The sequence below is a fragment of the Phenylobacterium sp. GW821-FHT12F10 genome, assembly GCF_058806695.1.
In genome coordinates this window covers 108,570-122,945 of sequence record NZ_JBXAPY010000005.1, presented here as the reverse complement: position 1 = coordinate 122,945, position 14,376 = coordinate 108,570, and the positions used below count along the sequence as shown (strand labels likewise).

16 protein-coding genes are annotated in these 14,376 nt (G+C 69.7%); 4 read left to right on the top strand and 12 right to left on the bottom strand.

The features are described from left to right. Positions 1-218: 218 nt before the first annotated feature. The 9 genes from AC1RN5_RS21655 to AC1RN5_RS21615 all read right to left on the bottom strand — a co-directional run bounded on the left by AC1RN5_RS21655 (position 219) and on the right by AC1RN5_RS21615 (position 8,104). Positions 219-698, bottom strand: a complete 480-nt coding sequence (locus AC1RN5_RS21655; protein WP_493043850.1) for a CopG family transcriptional regulator — start codon at positions 696-698, stop codon at positions 219-221. Continuing rightward, positions 695-2,659 (bottom strand): conjugal transfer protein TraG, encoded by a 1,965-nt coding sequence (locus AC1RN5_RS21650; protein WP_493043848.1) that lies wholly within the window; start codon positions 2,657-2,659, stop codon positions 695-697. Before AC1RN5_RS21650 ends, AC1RN5_RS21655 begins: the two co-directional genes overlap by 4 nt. 10 nt (positions 2,660-2,669) lie before the next feature. Then, positions 2,670-4,376, bottom strand: a complete 1,707-nt coding sequence (locus tag AC1RN5_RS21645; RefSeq protein ID WP_493043846.1) for a relaxase/mobilization nuclease domain-containing protein — start codon at positions 4,374-4,376, stop codon at positions 2,670-2,672. 247 nt (positions 4,377-4,623) lie between these two features. Continuing rightward, positions 4,624-5,214 (bottom strand): lytic transglycosylase domain-containing protein, encoded by a 591-nt coding sequence (locus AC1RN5_RS21640; protein ID WP_493043844.1) that lies wholly within the window; start codon positions 5,212-5,214, stop codon positions 4,624-4,626. A gap of 187 nt (positions 5,215-5,401) precedes the next feature. Then, on the bottom strand, positions 5,402-5,917 hold the full coding sequence (locus tag AC1RN5_RS21635; protein WP_493043842.1) for a S26 family signal peptidase: 516 nt from the start codon (positions 5,915-5,917) through the stop codon (positions 5,402-5,404). Next, on the bottom strand, positions 5,914-6,402 hold the full coding sequence (locus tag AC1RN5_RS21630; protein ID WP_493043840.1) for a DUF2840 domain-containing protein: 489 nt from the start codon (positions 6,400-6,402) through the stop codon (positions 5,914-5,916). Before AC1RN5_RS21630 ends, AC1RN5_RS21635 begins: the two co-directional genes overlap by 4 nt. 5 nt (positions 6,403-6,407) lie before the next feature. Beyond that, positions 6,408-6,680, bottom strand: a complete 273-nt coding sequence (locus AC1RN5_RS21625; RefSeq protein ID WP_421931795.1) for a helix-turn-helix transcriptional regulator — start codon at positions 6,678-6,680, stop codon at positions 6,408-6,410. 126 nt (positions 6,681-6,806) lie between these two features. Next, the gene (locus AC1RN5_RS21620; RefSeq protein WP_493043838.1) at positions 6,807-7,721 is read right to left on the bottom strand and encodes an ArdC family protein; all 915 of its coding nucleotides are present in this window, start codon (positions 7,719-7,721) and stop codon (positions 6,807-6,809) included. A 71-nt stretch (positions 7,722-7,792) separates the two neighbouring features. Beyond that, positions 7,793-8,104 (bottom strand): DUF736 domain-containing protein, encoded by a 312-nt coding sequence (locus tag AC1RN5_RS21615; RefSeq protein WP_493043837.1) that lies wholly within the window; start codon positions 8,102-8,104, stop codon positions 7,793-7,795. A 511-nt stretch (positions 8,105-8,615) separates the two neighbouring features. Between AC1RN5_RS21615 and AC1RN5_RS21610 the strand changes: the two genes are divergently transcribed. Next, positions 8,616-8,948 (top strand): hypothetical protein, encoded by a 333-nt coding sequence (locus AC1RN5_RS21610; protein WP_493043835.1) that lies wholly within the window; start codon positions 8,616-8,618, stop codon positions 8,946-8,948. A 15-nt stretch (positions 8,949-8,963) separates the two neighbouring features. Beyond that, positions 8,964-9,299 carry an MmcQ/YjbR family DNA-binding protein gene (locus AC1RN5_RS21605; RefSeq protein WP_493043833.1) on the top strand — a complete coding sequence of 112 codons (336 nt, stop codon included), beginning with the start codon at positions 8,964-8,966 and terminating at the stop codon, positions 9,297-9,299. Positions 9,300-9,364: 65 nt separating this feature from the next. Here the strand turns inward: AC1RN5_RS21605 and AC1RN5_RS21600 are convergent, their stop codons facing one another. Then, positions 9,365-11,323 carry a ParB/RepB/Spo0J family partition protein gene (locus tag AC1RN5_RS21600; protein ID WP_493043831.1) on the bottom strand — a complete coding sequence of 653 codons (1,959 nt, stop codon included), beginning with the start codon at positions 11,321-11,323 and terminating at the stop codon, positions 9,365-9,367. A gap of 332 nt (positions 11,324-11,655) precedes the next feature. Here AC1RN5_RS21600 and AC1RN5_RS21595 point away from each other — a divergent pair, with 332 nt between their 5' ends. Further along, positions 11,656-12,021, top strand: coding sequence for a helix-turn-helix domain-containing protein (locus AC1RN5_RS21595; protein ID WP_493043829.1), 366 nt, complete (start codon positions 11,656-11,658; stop codon positions 12,019-12,021). A 162-nt stretch (positions 12,022-12,183) separates the two neighbouring features. Next, positions 12,184-13,344, top strand: a complete 1,161-nt coding sequence (locus AC1RN5_RS21590; RefSeq protein WP_493043827.1) for an IS110 family RNA-guided transposase — start codon at positions 12,184-12,186, stop codon at positions 13,342-13,344. Positions 13,345-13,614: 270 nt separating this feature from the next. On the opposite strand, the gene AC1RN5_RS21585 is transcribed toward AC1RN5_RS21590, so the two are convergent. Next, complete coding sequence (locus AC1RN5_RS21585) at positions 13,615-13,989, bottom strand: hypothetical protein (protein WP_493043825.1); 375 nt, start codon at positions 13,987-13,989, stop codon at positions 13,615-13,617. Further along, positions 13,986-14,351: a hypothetical protein gene (locus tag AC1RN5_RS21580; protein ID WP_493043824.1), complete on the bottom strand. Its 366-nt coding sequence runs from the start codon at positions 14,349-14,351 to the stop codon at positions 13,986-13,988. The genes AC1RN5_RS21585 and AC1RN5_RS21580 overlap by 4 nt, the downstream gene beginning before the upstream one ends. Between the last annotated feature and the right edge of the window lie 25 nt (positions 14,352-14,376).

Below are 14,376 nucleotides of genomic sequence, written 5' to 3'. Positions count from 1 at the left end.
CATGCCCTCAAACCAGCTTGGCCTTCAGCCTCTCGGCCGAATGCCCTGCGATGGACGAGACACCTGCTCCCAGCGGCGGCTGAAGACCAGACAGTTGGGAGACCACGCGTTACGGCGAGGGCTGCGGTGCACTATCCAGGGGTCGGATCGCCAGGCCCCAGCGGCGTTCGGCCCCATGCTGTCGCGCGCCAAGCGATGGCCAACAAGCCGTCGCGCGTCTAGGGTCGGACTCGATCAACCTCGGATTCCTCAAGCCCAGGATCAGGGTCAGGGTCGCGAATAGTGACAACCGGCGGCAGCTCCAGCGACACCTCGCGGCTGAAGCTCACCCCCTTCGCCAGCCGCCGCCCGAGCGCAGCGACAAACCCCGCATAACGTTCCTGGCCCTTGGCCCGCGCGGCGCTTTGCGCGGCATCCGGGACCGCCGGCGTCGTGGTCAGCCAGAACCGGACGAACAGGGCCAGCATCTCAATGGCGATGCCGAGGTTGCGCTCCAGGCGTTCCACCGCCCGGTTATGCTGGTCGAGCCGCCGGGTGATCGCCGCCTCCTGCCGCTCGGCGGCGTCTGGCGACAGGAAGGAGGCGATGGCGGCCTCGGCGACCAGGGATTTGGACTTCGCCCGCTGGGCGGCGAAGATTTCGAGCTCCCGCAGCAGCGCAGGCTCCAGATAGACCGACAGGCGCGACTTGGCGCTCACAGCTCGACTCCGTCGTCGGGATCGAGGGCGGCCTGGCGCGCCACCCGCCGAAACCGCCGCTGCAGCTCGCCAGCCTGTTGGTCGTCATCGCTCTCCTCAAGGCCGTCCGGGAACTCGAACTCACGGTCGGCGACGGGGACCGGCTCGACGCCGTCCTCGAACAGCGGTTCAGGCTCGCGCCGCAACCCGCCCTCCCCGTCAAGCGCCGAGACCCGAGGCGCCGGTTCCGCGGGCTGGACCAAGGGCGCAAGACCGGACCAGTCGTCGCTGGGCGCCTGGCCTGGGGTGGACCCCGTCGCGGCGCCGACCCGGGACTGCAGGCGAGGATCCTCGTAATAGCGAATCTTGCGCGCCCGGATCGGCGGCGCGCCCGAGACCAGCACCAGTTCTTCCATCGCCGGAAGCTGCATGATCTCGCCGGGGGTCAGCAGAGGCCGGGCGGTCTCCTGACGCGAGACCATCAGGTGGCCGAGCCAGGGTGAGAGCCTGTGACCGGCATAGTTCTTCATGGCTCGAAGCTCGGTCGCGGTCCCCAGCGCGTCCGACACCCGCTTGGCGGTACGCTCGTCATTGGTCGCGAAACAGACCCGGACATGGCAGTTGTCGAGGATGGCGTTGTTGGCGCCGTAGGCCTTCTCGATCTGGTTGAGCGACTGGGCGATCAGCACAGCCTTGAGGCCATAGCCCGCCATGAAGGCCAGCGCGCTCTCGAAGAAGTCGAGGCGTCCCAGGGCCGGAAACTCGTCCAGCATCAGGAGCAGCCTATGGCGCTGGTCGCGCCGCCCAAGGTCCTCCGTCAGCCGCCGGCCGATCTGGTTGAGCAGCAGGCGCATCAGCGGCTTGGTGCGGCTGATGTCGGACGGCGGCACCACCAGATAGAGGCTGGCCGGCCGGGGCCCCTCCACCAGGTCGGCGATCCGCCAGTCGCACCGGCGGGTGACATGGGCGACCACCGGGTCGCGATAGAGCCCCAGGAACGACATGGCGGTGGAGAGCACGCCGGAGCGTTCGTTCTCGCTCTTGTTCAGCAGCTCCCGGGCGGCCTGGGCCACCACAGGATGTGGCCGGTCGCCCAGGTGCGGGGTCTTCAGCATGGCCCGCAGGGTCGCCTCGATCGGCCGCGCAGGATCGGAGAGGAAGCCCGCGACCCCGGCCAGGGTCTTGTCCTTGCCGGCATAGAGCACGTGGAGGATCGCGCCGACCAACAGGCTATGGCTGGTCTTCTCCCAATGGGATCGACGTTCCAGGGCGCCTTCCGGGTCCACCAGGATATCGGCGACGTTCTGGACATCGCGGACCTCGCTGTCGCCGCGACGCACCTCCAGCAGCGGATTGTAGGCGGCGCTGTCGCGGTTGGTGGGGTCGAACAGCAACACTCGCCCCACGCGGGCCCGGCAGGCCGAGGTCAGGGTCCAGTTCTCGCCCTTGATGTCGTGGACGATCACCGAGCCCGGCCAGGTCAGCAGGCTCGGCACCACCAGGCCGACGCCCTTGCCACTGCGGGTCGGCGCGAAGCACAGCACATGCTCGGGTCCGTCGTGGCGCAGATAGCGACCGTCGAGTTCGCCCAGCATCACCCCGGCCTCATTCAACAGGCCAGATCGCCGCACCTCCGAGCGCCGGGCCCAACGCGCTGAGCCATAGGTGGTCACGTTGTGCGCTTCCCGGGCCCGCCAGATCGACAGACCAAGCGCCGCGACGATGGCGGCCATCCCCCCGGAGACGGCGATCGCCGCGCCTTCGAGGAAGACCCTGGGCGCATAGGCGTCGAAGGCGAACCACCACCAGAAGAAGGCCGGCGGCGGGTAGATCGGCCAGCCCTGGACCACCAGCCACGGCGCTCCAAGCTGCGGCTGAAATCCCAGGCGCAGGGCCGTCCACTCGGTGGCCGCCCAGATCGCCGCCAGGACGATGGCGAAGACGATCGCCAGCTGGCCCCACATCACCTTGGTTCCCGACACGTCGATCTCCTCACCGCTCCGGGCCACGCTGGCGCCCAAGGGCCCAATCCACGGCCCCACCAGCGGCCATGACGCCCGAGACCTCCCGGCCGCGTTGGCGTTCCAGGTCGGCGCGCCAGGGGACCAGGGTGAAACCCAGCCCGCCCTCGATCACCGCGAACCGGCCAGAGGCCAGGTTCAGCCTGCGCCGATAGAGGCCCGAGACTGCGTCGCCCTCCCCGGGCCGCAGGTGTTCTAGGCCGGTCTCGGCGGCGACCCCTGCCGCCGCGGCGGCCAGTTCCCGGACACGAAGGGTTTCCAGCAGATCGCGGATGAAGATCACACGGCCCCCCGCCCGCCGCGCCAACCCTTCGCCGATCAGGTGTTTGGTCCGATCGACCAAGGCCGTCTCGACCTCCGCGGCGAACCCGCCCTGCCCCATCCCGGCGGCCGCGTGGCTCACCAACTGCCGATCGAGCCAGGTCGCGCCCTGGGCCGTCACCTGGGCCGCGACGTCCAGATCAGAGCGCACGGCCAGGATTCGCCGGCCGCGCTCCCCCACCGCCCGGACCTCGACGATGGCGCCGGGCGCAGCGTCCGAGGCGTCGGCCAGGTCCTGCAGGGCGACGTGATGGGTACGCCCGTCGATCCCATCGATCACCGCATAGGCGCTGGCCTTCAGTTCATCATCGAGACCCCGCCCGACCAGGCGGCCCATGACGGGCCCACCGCCCTCGACCACGAAGCGGGCCGGATCGGGTTCGATCCCCTGGCCGCTCAGGGCGCGATGCATGCGCGCGATGATGTCCCCGCGCTGGCCGAGCTCCCGCAAGACGGGCTCGGCGTCCGAAGCCAACCGCCAGCGGCTGGAGCCAACCTCCTCGGCCAGACCCATGGCTTGCAGTCGGCGCAGGCGCGCTACCTTTGGCGCGTGGAGCTCATCGGCCGCGCCGCCCGCGGGCGGGCGCACGTCGATCAGGCCGTCGCGGCCCGCATCCCGAGCCAACCGGCGATCCAGGTCCGTCCAGCGGTCGGCGCCGACCTGCTGTTCGAACCCGTGACGGATCTCGAGACCGCTTCGGGGCCCAAGCTCCAGGGTCACCAGCTCTGCGGCCCGCGACCGCAACCCATCGGCGATGTAGTCGCGGGAGATCACCAGGTCATCGCCCGCCTCATCCCTGCCGCGGACGATGATGTGGAGGTGCGGCTGGCCGGTGTTCCAATGGTCCACCGCCACCCAGTCGAGCCGGGTTCCCAGGTCGCGTTCCGCCTGGCCCATCAGGTCGCGGGTGAAGGCCTTGAGATCGGTCAGTTGGGCGGCGTCTTCCGGCGAGACGATGAACCGGAAATGGTGCCGGTCGCCCTCGCCCCGTTCGGCGAAGGCCGCACCGTCGGCGAGTTCGCGGCCAGCGTCGAACAGGGCGCCCTTCTCCCCGTCCTGGGTGACGCCCTCCCGCTGTAGATATTTCAGGTGCAGCGACAGCGGCGCGCGGCCGGGCGCCTGGCGCACGACCCGGGCCTTGACGATCACCCGGCGGGCGCGGGGGCCGAGACCCCGGCTGGCCGACAGGCTCGACGCCCGGCCCCGACCGAACACGCTGCCGCGGCTCGGGACCCGATGATGCAGGCCGCCAGCCCGCTGGGCCGCGGCCAGGGCCTCGCCGACGAAGGTCTTGGCCCCGCCCGCGCCGCGGCTGCGGATCCGACCTGGCCGGAGCTCGAACTCGTCCTGGACCATCAGCCGCGCGTCCACCGGGAGGTGCGCCAACCGGTTACGAGATAAGGATTCCAGCGGTTTGGCAGGCTGAGCAGTGCTTTCACACCTCGCGAGAGAGGATTGTTTTTGTAGTGTATTTCACCCCCCAACCATGGCCGAACCTCGCGGCTTTTATCTTGCCATCGCTCCATCTTTTTGAACCAAGACCGACCTTCCGCCGCCGATCCCGCGACACCGTGCGAAAACCCGCAGGCGACCTCGAAGCGGGTCACGGCGCATCGCCCCGGGACGTGAGGATGACGAACAGGGTGGGAGATGGATGCATGACGTCGGCGGGGTCGGCCTGCAGACGGACAAAGATCGACGGCGGCGCGACAGGCTCCCCCGTTGAGGTCGCCGCGCCAGGGATCATCACGCTCGGCGCCAGGATCGCCAGATATCGGCGGGTCTCGAGCGGCAAGGGCCGGCCCTGCAGGAGGTATTGAGCGTAGCGGTCCGGACCGGCATTGTAGGCGGCGAGAAACCCCGGGGCGCCGAACCGGTCGTAGAGTTCCCGCAGATAGGCCGCCCCCGCCATCACGTTGTCGCGGGGATGGAAGGGATCGGCCCCCAGCCCATACCGCGCCCGCAGATCGGCATAGGTCCTAGGCATGACCTGCATGAGGCCGAGCGCGCCAGCCTTGGAGACCGCGCGCGGATCGTTGGCGCTTTCGACACCCATTACCGCGGCGACCCAGGACGCCGGGATCGCGAAGCGTGTCGCGGCTTCTGAGATCAGGCCCTCGCGCTCCAGGCGCGACGGGCGCGCCAAATCCTGCGCTCGGGCTTCGATCGAAATCAGCGCGCCCGCGAGGATCAAAGCCAGGGCTCCAAGAGCAATCCAGCGTGCCCGCGGCGCCGTCGCCGTCCAGGGCAAGGCGCTGACGCGCCGGCCTGACGGCCACCCTGGACCGCGACGCCGCTTACGGGCATTGCGGGACATGGTCGGGACGAAGGCGCGGCCGACAGGGTTCTGGTCGAACAAAGGCGCGGGGACGAGATGAGGGTCAGCCCTCATGATCGGCGACCCAGATCGGCGTCACCTGGCCGATGACGGCGCTGCGTGGCAGCGGCCCGAAATAGCGTCCATCCAGCGATCCCGGCGCGGCGTTGAGCAGGAAGACCTGATCGGCCGCCACGCGTCGGCAGCCGACCAGGACGGGCAGTGGGCGTCCGTTCCGATCACGGGTCTGCGCGATCCCCACCGGCCGGCCATCGACGCGGATCTCACCGCCCGACCAGCAGATCAGGCTGGGGCTGAGCGCCGCCACACGCTTGATCAGCAACACGCCCTTGGGCGCCGCATCGCGTCGGGCCAGCCAGTCCGAAAGCGCCGGTGGCGGCGCCACGGCGACCCATTGGCCGACGTGCAATGGGTCGGAAGGCCGCAGCCGATAGAGCCCTTCGGGCGCGCTCGCCGTGGCGTTCCAGATCACCATCGGCGACGGCCGAAACACCGCCGGCACGAGTCCAAGAACCAGACCGCCGGCCACCACGATCAGGATGACCCGACGCCCGGTCATGCGTCGAGCCTCTGCCGCAACCGCCAGGCGCGATGTCGAGGCAAGGTGTAGGGCCTGGCCCTCGTGCGCCCCATCAAGCGGTTCTGGACGTGTCGCCAGTGGTCCGGCGCGGCGTCGACCGGATCGAGGGCCAGAGCCTCCACCGCATCGACGGCGGCCAGGGCCAGTCGCACCCTTGGCCAGCCGGAAAGGCGCAATAGGGACTCTCCGCCCGGCGTGACCCCAGGGATGGTCGAACAAGGGCTCCCGGGCGGCACTGAGCGCAGGATGTCGAACCGCGAGGCCACGGTTCCGGCGTCATTGGCGCTCCACCGGACAAGGGCGAAGACGGCGCCCGGCCGGAAGGCGACGCGCCGGCGGCGGCGGTCGAGGATCTGCTCGGCGGCAACCTGGCCGAAGCGGATCCAGTGTTCGGTCTGTTTCTCGATCCACACGAGCTCGACCCAGGTCAGGCTCGGGTCGGACGCCGCTTCGTCCCCGGGCATGGGCCTCAGCCCCGGCCCCAGATCGCCGGCGGCCGCGGCCGGCGCGCGGGATGGACGACGCCGGCGGTCGCTTCGGTGGTGGAGGTCCGCGCGCCGCGATCGGCCCAGGCCTGCAGGTCGCCCACGGCGTAGATCACCCGACCGCCGATCTTCCTGTAGCTGGGGCCGGTGCCGTAGGTCCGGTGCTTCTCCAGGGTGCGTCCCGAGAGCCCGAGGAAGCGGGCGGCCTCAGGCGTGCGAAGCATGCGCGGCGGCATGGCGGCGGGGGTGTCGGTCATCTGGGGGCTCCTAGGTTTCTCCAGGCCGCCGCAGCGTTCTGCGGCGGCGACCTGGACAGCCTGGCGCGGGACGAATCGGGGGGTGGATGGCGAAATCGCGCTGTGGCGATTCCGCCATCCATGCGTTCAGCCCCCCGAAGCCTGCAGCCCATGCAGGTGGTCGCAGGCCCGCTGGGCGTGGGCCGCCGCCGTGAAGATGAACCGCTTGTCGCCCTTCAGGACGCCAAGCCAATGGTCGAGATAGGCGGCGTGGTCCTCGCGCGGCGTCAGCTCCAGACCAAGATCGGCGCAAAGGAAGGCCGCGCCAAGCTCCGCCACCAGCTCCTCGCGGGCATAGCCTTCATCGCCGAAGCGGGTGCGGCCGAAGTCGCGGTCGAGCCGGGTCGGATGCCGGGTCCAGTGGGTGCATTCGTGGGCCAGGGTCGCATAGTAGCTTTCCGGGTCCACGAAGCTCTCGAAAGGCGGCGACTTCACGCAGTCGGCATGGATCGCGTAGTAGGCGCTGTTCCCGCCATGGCGGATATCGGCGCCGGTGGCGGCGAAGAAGGCCTCCGCCCGAGCGATCCTTTGGGCGGCGTCGAGCTGGGGTTCGGCGAGCGCCTGATAGGCTCCGGGCAGACCCTCGATCTGCTCGACATTGAACACCGTATAGGCCTTCAAGAACGGGATCTCGCGCTCGACATCCTGTCCGTCATCGCCCGTCTCGGTGCGCTTCAGACGGTTGGCGTAGACCACGGTCGACCCGGTCTCGCCCTTGCGGACATGGGCGCCGAGTTCAAGCGCCTGGCGGAAGGTCATCCAGATCGGGGCGGCGTAGCCGCGGAGCGTGGCCTCCGACCAGAGCAGGATGACGTTGATCCCGGAATAGGGCTGGCCGTTGTGGCGCAGGGGCCGGCTGATGCGGCCGGCGAGGTGCTCGGCGGACCAGGGTTTGGTCCAGGGTCGAACGCCGCGTTCGAGATCGGCGATGATCTTGTTGGTGACGCGGGCATAGAGATCGGGCCTGGCGTCGGGGCGTGCTGAGGGGTTGGGGCGCGACATGGCGGCCTCCCTAAGGTTCGTGTTTTGGGGGAAGAGCGCCGCCCCGCCGACAGCGGGGCGGCGGCGGGGCTTCAGTCGGCGGCGCGGCTGCGCGACCAGATCAGGGCGTAGCCTTCGTCGGCGTCGACCAGGGAGGCGTAGATCGGCGCGGGGAAGCTGGGATCATCCAGCTTGACGGCGAGGTAGTCGCGGTTCTCGCGGGAGGTCTTCTTCCAGGCGGCGCCGAACTCGGTGGCGCCGGCGAAGATGCGGTAGTCGGGCGCCTTGTCGTTGTCGCTTTCGCTGGGCCGGAACTGGGCGGTCTTGACGTTGAGGGTGAGGGTCTTGATGGCGCCCGAGATGGAGCCGTCTTCGTGCTTGGCGAAGGTGCCGATGGTGGCCATGGGGGTATCTCCTGTTGTCGCTCGGACCGCGCCTATCGCGGCCTCGATGGCGATCCCCAGGCCGGGGGGCGAGCGCGCCCGCAGCCCCCGGGGTCCCCGCGCGCCACGCGCGTGGGGTGGGTCCAGGCCCGCAGCGCAGCGGAGGACGTCGCGGGACGGCTTCTTTGCCTCGCGAGGAATGACGCGCGGCCTGCCCGCGTCAGGGGAAAGAAGCCAACCGGCGGCGTTGCGGGGGCGATCGGGGCGAAGCCCGCACCCTCCGGACCGATCACGCCCAGAGAGGCGGCATGGGCCGGTTTTGCCACGACGACGGCCAGGTCCCCTGCCCCGCCATCGCCTTGTCCGCGACGTGGACGGATTGTCGCCGCGCCTGGACGAGCCCCGCCAAGGCGCTGCCAGGTCCCGGTCTCGCAACGTGACGCCGACGTGGCCAGCTGGTCGCTTGGTCGCAGGAGCGACCCTCGCCGCCGCACGAGACCTCGGTCATGCTGCCGCGATGGAGACGATTCTCATGGCTGACCCCATCCTCATCGACGGCGCGCCGTTCTGCGCCGTGTCGCACCACGATGGCCGCTTCATCCGCGCGCCCGGCCTCGCCGCCCTGGCCCGCCGTGACGCCGATGGCGGTTACACGGTGCTGCATCTGCAACATTGCGAGGCGATCAATCGGGAGATGGGGCCGGGTCACGCCCGCTGGGGCTGGGCGCTCGCCCTGGGCCTGAACACCCTGTTGGCGCAACCGACAGATCGCTACCTGTCACGCGACCCCGGCGCGGTCCCGCCGCCGATCCTATGGCATGCCGACGCCGTGTTCCAGGACCGCGCCTTGGCCACGGCGGCCTAGGCGGATCGCGGCCCCATGGTCACCACGGAGGGATTTCGCCAGCAGGCGCTCAGCCTGCCGCGCGCACTCGAAAAGCTGATCCTGGGATCGCAGGAGTTCCGGGTTCGGGACAAGGCCTTCGCGACCCTGGGCTGGCCGCAGGCCGGTTGGGCGGTGGTGCGGCTGACGCCTGACGACCAGGCGCACTTCCTGGCGAAGTCGCAGGCCTTGAGCCCCGAGCCTGGCGGGCGCGGTCGACGGGGCGTGACCCGCGTGCGGCTGGCGGGACTCGACGAGGCTCTGCTGGAGCCCCTGGTGACGGCGGCCTGGCGGGTGGCGAACGATGCGGTCATCGCCGCCTCAAAGCCCTAGGCGCGACGAAGCCGCCGCGCGTCGAAACGCGCGGCGGCCCGTTGGCGCGCGCCGGGGTGGTCCGGTCAGGCCGCGACCTGCTCCGGTTCCTCCGCTTGCGGCTCGGTTTGCGGCGCCGTGCGCAGCAGCGGCGGCAACCAGCCCGCCATCAGCGGCTCGGCGGCGGCCACCAAGTCCGGCTTCTTCAAGCCGACGAGGCGCCCAGCTTCCTCGGCACCCGCCGCCTCCCCGACCGCTTCGAGGACGCGGGCCTTGGTGACGCGCGACAGGTAGCTCGCGCCGGTCGCCGACCAGTCCGCCGTCATGTCGAGACCGACCTCCGTCGCCAGCGCGTCGGCCTGGACGAGCGCCATCGGCCTGCGCTGCCAGCCCTGCACCGCGTCCGTCGAAAGTCCGACGCAGTGGGCGAAGATCGCCAAGCGGCTGTCGGTGTCGAGCCCCGCGACAAAGCCCCAGAGCGCGTCCGGAGCTTGCGGGAGCTGACGCGCCCAGGCCGCGTGCCGCGCGTCGATCCGGCGGCAGGCCGGGCCGTCCTCGACGCCCGGCGCGTCGCCGCCCAGGCTGCGCGACGCCATCCGGATATCCAGGCAGGTGGCGTTGGCGCCGGGGTAGAAGACCCGCAGCACCAGGGCATGGACCACCGCCAGGAAGGCCACGTCCGGTCGGTCGGCCAGGGCGTCGCGCAGGGACGCGGTGCGATAGGCCGTGAGGTCGGCCACCAGCCGGTCGGAGAGCGGCGTCAGGCCGTCAGGTTCTTCGGCCTCCTGCGGCTCAGCCTCAGCCTCGGGCTCGGGCCCCGCGCCGCCGCCCGCGCCATCGTCGGCCTCGGCCTCCGGTTCCGGGTCGGGCGCCACATCCTCGGACCGAATGAAGCCGCGCTCGATCCGCGCCGCGCCATCATGGCCCAGGGTGACGAACACCCCGCCGCGCGCCAGCTCGTCCGGCGCATAGGCATAGGCGTCGCCGAAGGCTTCCAGGGCCGCCTCGATCTCCTTGAGCCGGGCCTCCACCTCGGGCGGCAGTTCGTCCACGTCGGCGAACTTTTCGATCTGCGCGTCATACTCCGCCGACATCGCCTCGGCGTCGACGACCTCCTGCGGGGTGCGCTCCACCCGATGGGGATAGACCCGGGCGAGGCCGTGGGCGGAGGGATAGTCCAGGTGGGCCTCGGCCCATTTCCAGCCTTCGGCCTCGCGGACCGCCTGCGCCAGGGCGGTCAGCTTTTCCGCCGCCAGCCGGTCGGCCAGGGCCACGTCCTCCCACCAGCCGCCACCATCCTCGGTGAAGAGGTCGCGGACCACCTCGCCGCCCGCCACCGCATAGGCCTCGACGCCGACGAAGATCGCCCGGCGGTCGTCGGCGGCGATCTTGGCCTCGGTCATGGCGTGACGGATGAACCCCGCCGAGCGGTTGTAGGAGAGGCCGTCATAGACCTGCTCCTGGCGCGCATGGTCCTCGGTCACCGCGAAGGCCATCAGCTGGTCCAGGGTCAGACCGTCGTCGCGATAGACCGCCATCAGCCTGGGACTGACCGCGCCCAGCCGCAGGCGCTGGCGCACCACGTGGGCGGACACCCCGAACCGCGCGCCGATCTCCTCGGCGCCCCAGCCCCTGCGCTCACCCAAATCGCGGAAGGCCTCGAACTGGTCGGCGGGGTGCATGGTCGAGCGGGTGACATTTTCGTCCAGGCTGATCTCGCCAGGATCGAACTCGGTGTCGATGACGCAGGCCACGGGGTGGGTCTTCCTGATCTGCTTGCGGCGGGCGAGCAGGCAGAGCGCCAGCCTGCGCCCCTCCCCGATGGTCACCAGCCAGAAGCCGGTGAGGCCCCCGGCCTCGTCGCGCTCCGGCTCCACCACCGGCTTCTGCAGCATCTTCTTGGCGGCGATGCTGGCAGCCAACGCCTCGATGGCGGCCTCGGTGTGCGGGACCTTGCGCGCGTTGTGCGGCGACGTCTTGAGCCTGTTGAGGGGGATTTCGATTTCGGTTCCCGAGACGATTTCGATGTCGGTTGCGACGGTCATGACGACCTCCTTTGGGGTCAGGGTTGCATGCGCAAATCGCGCATGCGGCCCTGCCGGTCGGCGAGACCGGGGGTAGCAGAGGCCAGGGCGCGCGGGCGGAGGGGGATCGCCCGGCCTGCACAAGCCTGAAGGACCTGCCTCCGCGCCAACCCTCGGAGGCGCGGAAGGTTGGGGAGACCGCCCGCGCGGCGCCGCGGCGCTTCACCCTGGCCGCCGCGAGGGGCGGAGCCCCTTCCAGGCCCATGGGTAAGCGTCGGGACACGGGAAACCACTGGAGCAACGCCGCCGATACCCTTGCGGCCAACGCCCCAGGCGCCCTATGAGACGATCTCATGGACAGCCCTGATCCGATCGACCTCGCCGTCGGCGCCCGCATCCGAATTCGACGCAAGACCATACGGGTCAGTCAGTCCGACCTGGCCGAACATCTTGGGGTCAGCTTCCAGCAGGTTCAGAAGTATGAGCGCGGGGCCAACCGCATCTCCGCCTCGATGCTGGTCCGAGCCGCTGATCGCCTGGGTATGACCGTCGCCGATCTGGTCGGCGAAGCGCCGGGCTCGGTCACCGGCGACGACACGCTGCAGCTCCTGGCCTCGCCCGGGGCCCTGGAGCTGCTCCAGGCCTTTTCGACCGTGACCAACCCGGGCGTGCGAGCTTCGATCCTCGCGCTGGTCCGCTCGACCAGCGAGCAGTCCTAGGCTTCACTCAGCGGCCGTCCACTGGGAGCAAAGTATCTTCCGCGCGGACGGGACCGGACGGCCGCTCCAAGCCAAGATGAAGATCCCATGGGGCGGGATAGCGCTCCGCTCAGCTTCCAGCAGAGTGAGGTCCTTGAACCCACCCACCTCTGGAGCCGACGGATGCCCGACCATCAACTGCAAGAGCAGAGCGCGATCCGCACGGATCTTGGCGCCATCTTTGTTTCCCTGGAGCTCAGCCGATCGACGTGGCTGATCACGTCCTTGTCGCCCGGCGCTGGTGAGAAGCTGTCGAAGCATTCGGTGACGGCTGGCGACGTGGCGGGCCTGCTGGGGCGGTTCGCTCAGCTAAAGGAGAAAGCGGCCGGGCGGCTCGGGCGCAACTTTCCGATCATCACGATTCAGGAGGCCGGCTTGGATGGGTTCTGGATTCACCGCGTCCTGGAAAGCGAAGGCACGGAGAGCCACGTGGTCGACGCAGCCTCGATCCTGACCTCTCGCCGCCGCCGCCAGGCCAAGACCGATCGGATCGACGGCGAGACGCTGGTTCGCACGCTGCTCGCCTTCAAGCGCGGGGAGCCGCGGGTCTGTTCGATGGTCAGGCCGCCGACACGCGAGCAGGAAGATCGCCGGCGCATCTGCCGTGAGCGTAAGACCCTGCTCGGCGAGCGCATCGAGCACACCAACAGGATCAAGGGTCTGCTCTGCGCTCAGGGCGTCTTCGACTACGACCCCATACTCCGCAACCGCCGCGCGCGATTGGACGGGTTGCAGACGGGCGACGGGCGGCCGCTGCCGGCGCAGTTGAAGGCTCAGATCGGTCGGGAGCTCGACCGGATCGAGATATTGTTGACCCAGCTGAAGGCCGTCGAGGCCGAGCGTGACGCGCTCATCGATCCGGCGAGCGAAGTGGCGCCCACGCCGGCCGTGATGCTGGGGCAGTTGAGAGGGATTGGACCACAGATCGCCAGTCTCCTCTGGTCCGAAGCGCTGTACCGACACTTCGACAACCGAAGGCAGGTGGCGGCCTACGCAGGCTTGGCCCCAACGCCGTGGAAGAGCGGATCGATCGACCACGAGCAGGGTGTCTCGAAGTCGGGCAACCCGCGACTGCGGACGACCATGATCCAGGTCGCCTGGCTCTGGACGCGCCACCAGCCAGCTTCGGCGCTAAGCCGCTGGTTCGAGGAACGCGTCCAGCGCAATGGCGGCAGGATGCGCAAGACCACCATTGTGGCGCTGGCCCGCAAGCTGCTCGTCGCCTTCTGGAAATACGTGACCAGCGGCGTCGTCATCGAAGGCGCCGTCATGCAGGCCACGTGAACGCGGCCGACCCCATCCCCAGGGCCTGATCAGTCCTGACGGATCCAGGCGGACGAACCGATTGCAGCCATGGCCCTAAACAGCCGTAGATGAAGAATGGTCTCGTCCACCTGAGCCCAGCCCCCGTTCGAACGCGGGAAATTGGTGCAGCCGCGTCAACGTGGCGACCGTATGTGAGGTTGATCTGGTGCGGAGACGACCAGGTTGCGAAACGGGCTCATCCTTGGATACCGAAACGATGATCTGGCGTTTGTGGCATGCCAACCGGGGTCAGTTGGCCCGAAGTTGTCGAAGGATCACGCTCTCCAGAAAGGGCCAAGCCAACGCGGCCATCAAGACGATGGTCGCCAGGGTGAGGCTCCAAACTGTTGCGCGCGCCGGCGCCTTTCTTGTCCTCAGGCTTTGCAGCGCAACCCATGCCCAGGCGGCCACGACGGCCAACGCTGCGGCCAGGGTCGCGACGCTGTAGGCGCGGCCAAGCCATGCCAGCGCGCCACCCGAAACCGCCAGCACGGCTGCCGGCAGCGCGAACGGCAGGACGCAGCAGACCCCGCAGGCCAACGCCCCGGTCGCCACGACCGCGGCCGCAGCGCTCGCGGCGCGGGCCCCTTTGGAGGGCGTGGCGCCGACCTTGGCCTCGCTCATGCCGCAGCTCCGGCGCAGCATCCGCACCCTGCCGATGCGACTGGCTTGCCAGAGATGAAGGGCTCGAAGACCGTTTCAGCCGCCTCGCGGGCCGCCTCAGGTGCGGTGATGATGAGACGGCTCGCATCTGCATCTTCGCGTAGGTCGAACGCGAGGAAGGCGCAGCAGGCCTGTTCCTGGGCGACCAGCTGGCGGACCTGGTCGCGCGCCTCCGGCGCGTAGACCAGACTAAGGACGAGGTCATCGCGCTGATGCTGGCGCAGAGACGTGGCGTTGAGATCGGCGATCCAGGCGACGCGCGCCTTGAAGTCGCCCGCGCCAAGCGTGCAGGCAATGACCGGGTCGGAGATTTCAGGCGTCATGACAGCTCCTGGAGTTTGCAGGGGG

Bases quoted from the DNA above. Each gene is read 5' to 3' on its own strand.
- AC1RN5_RS21620 (WP_493043838.1), bottom strand. From the start codon at position 7,721: ATGTCGCGCCCCAACCCCTCAGCACGCCCCGACGCCAGGCCCGATCTC.
- AC1RN5_RS21595 (WP_493043829.1), top strand. From the start codon at position 11,656: ATGGACAGCCCTGATCCGATCGACCTCGCCGTCGGCGCCCGCATCCGA.
- AC1RN5_RS21590 (WP_493043827.1), top strand. From the start codon at position 12,184: ATGCCCGACCATCAACTGCAAGAGCAGAGCGCGATCCGCACGGATCTT.
- AC1RN5_RS21625 (WP_421931795.1), bottom strand. From the start codon at position 6,680: ATGACCGACACCCCCGCCGCCATGCCGCCGCGCATGCTTCGCACGCCT.
- AC1RN5_RS21600 (WP_493043831.1), bottom strand. From the start codon at position 11,323: ATGACCGTCGCAACCGACATCGAAATCGTCTCGGGAACCGAAATCGAA.
- AC1RN5_RS21630 (WP_493043840.1), bottom strand. From the start codon at position 6,402: ATGCCCGGGGACGAAGCGGCGTCCGACCCGAGCCTGACCTGGGTCGAG.
- AC1RN5_RS21615 (WP_493043837.1), bottom strand. From the start codon at position 8,104: ATGGCCACCATCGGCACCTTCGCCAAGCACGAAGACGGCTCCATCTCG.
- AC1RN5_RS21645 (WP_493043846.1), bottom strand. From the start codon at position 4,376: ATGGTCCAGGACGAGTTCGAGCTCCGGCCAGGTCGGATCCGCAGCCGC.
- AC1RN5_RS21635 (WP_493043842.1), bottom strand. From the start codon at position 5,917: ATGACCGGGCGTCGGGTCATCCTGATCGTGGTGGCCGGCGGTCTGGTT.
- AC1RN5_RS21585 (WP_493043825.1), bottom strand. From the start codon at position 13,989: ATGAGCGAGGCCAAGGTCGGCGCCACGCCCTCCAAAGGGGCCCGCGCC.
- AC1RN5_RS21580 (WP_493043824.1), bottom strand. From the start codon at position 14,351: ATGACGCCTGAAATCTCCGACCCGGTCATTGCCTGCACGCTTGGCGCG.
- AC1RN5_RS21610 (WP_493043835.1), top strand. From the start codon at position 8,616: ATGGCTGACCCCATCCTCATCGACGGCGCGCCGTTCTGCGCCGTGTCG.
- AC1RN5_RS21605 (WP_493043833.1), top strand. From the start codon at position 8,964: ATGGTCACCACGGAGGGATTTCGCCAGCAGGCGCTCAGCCTGCCGCGC.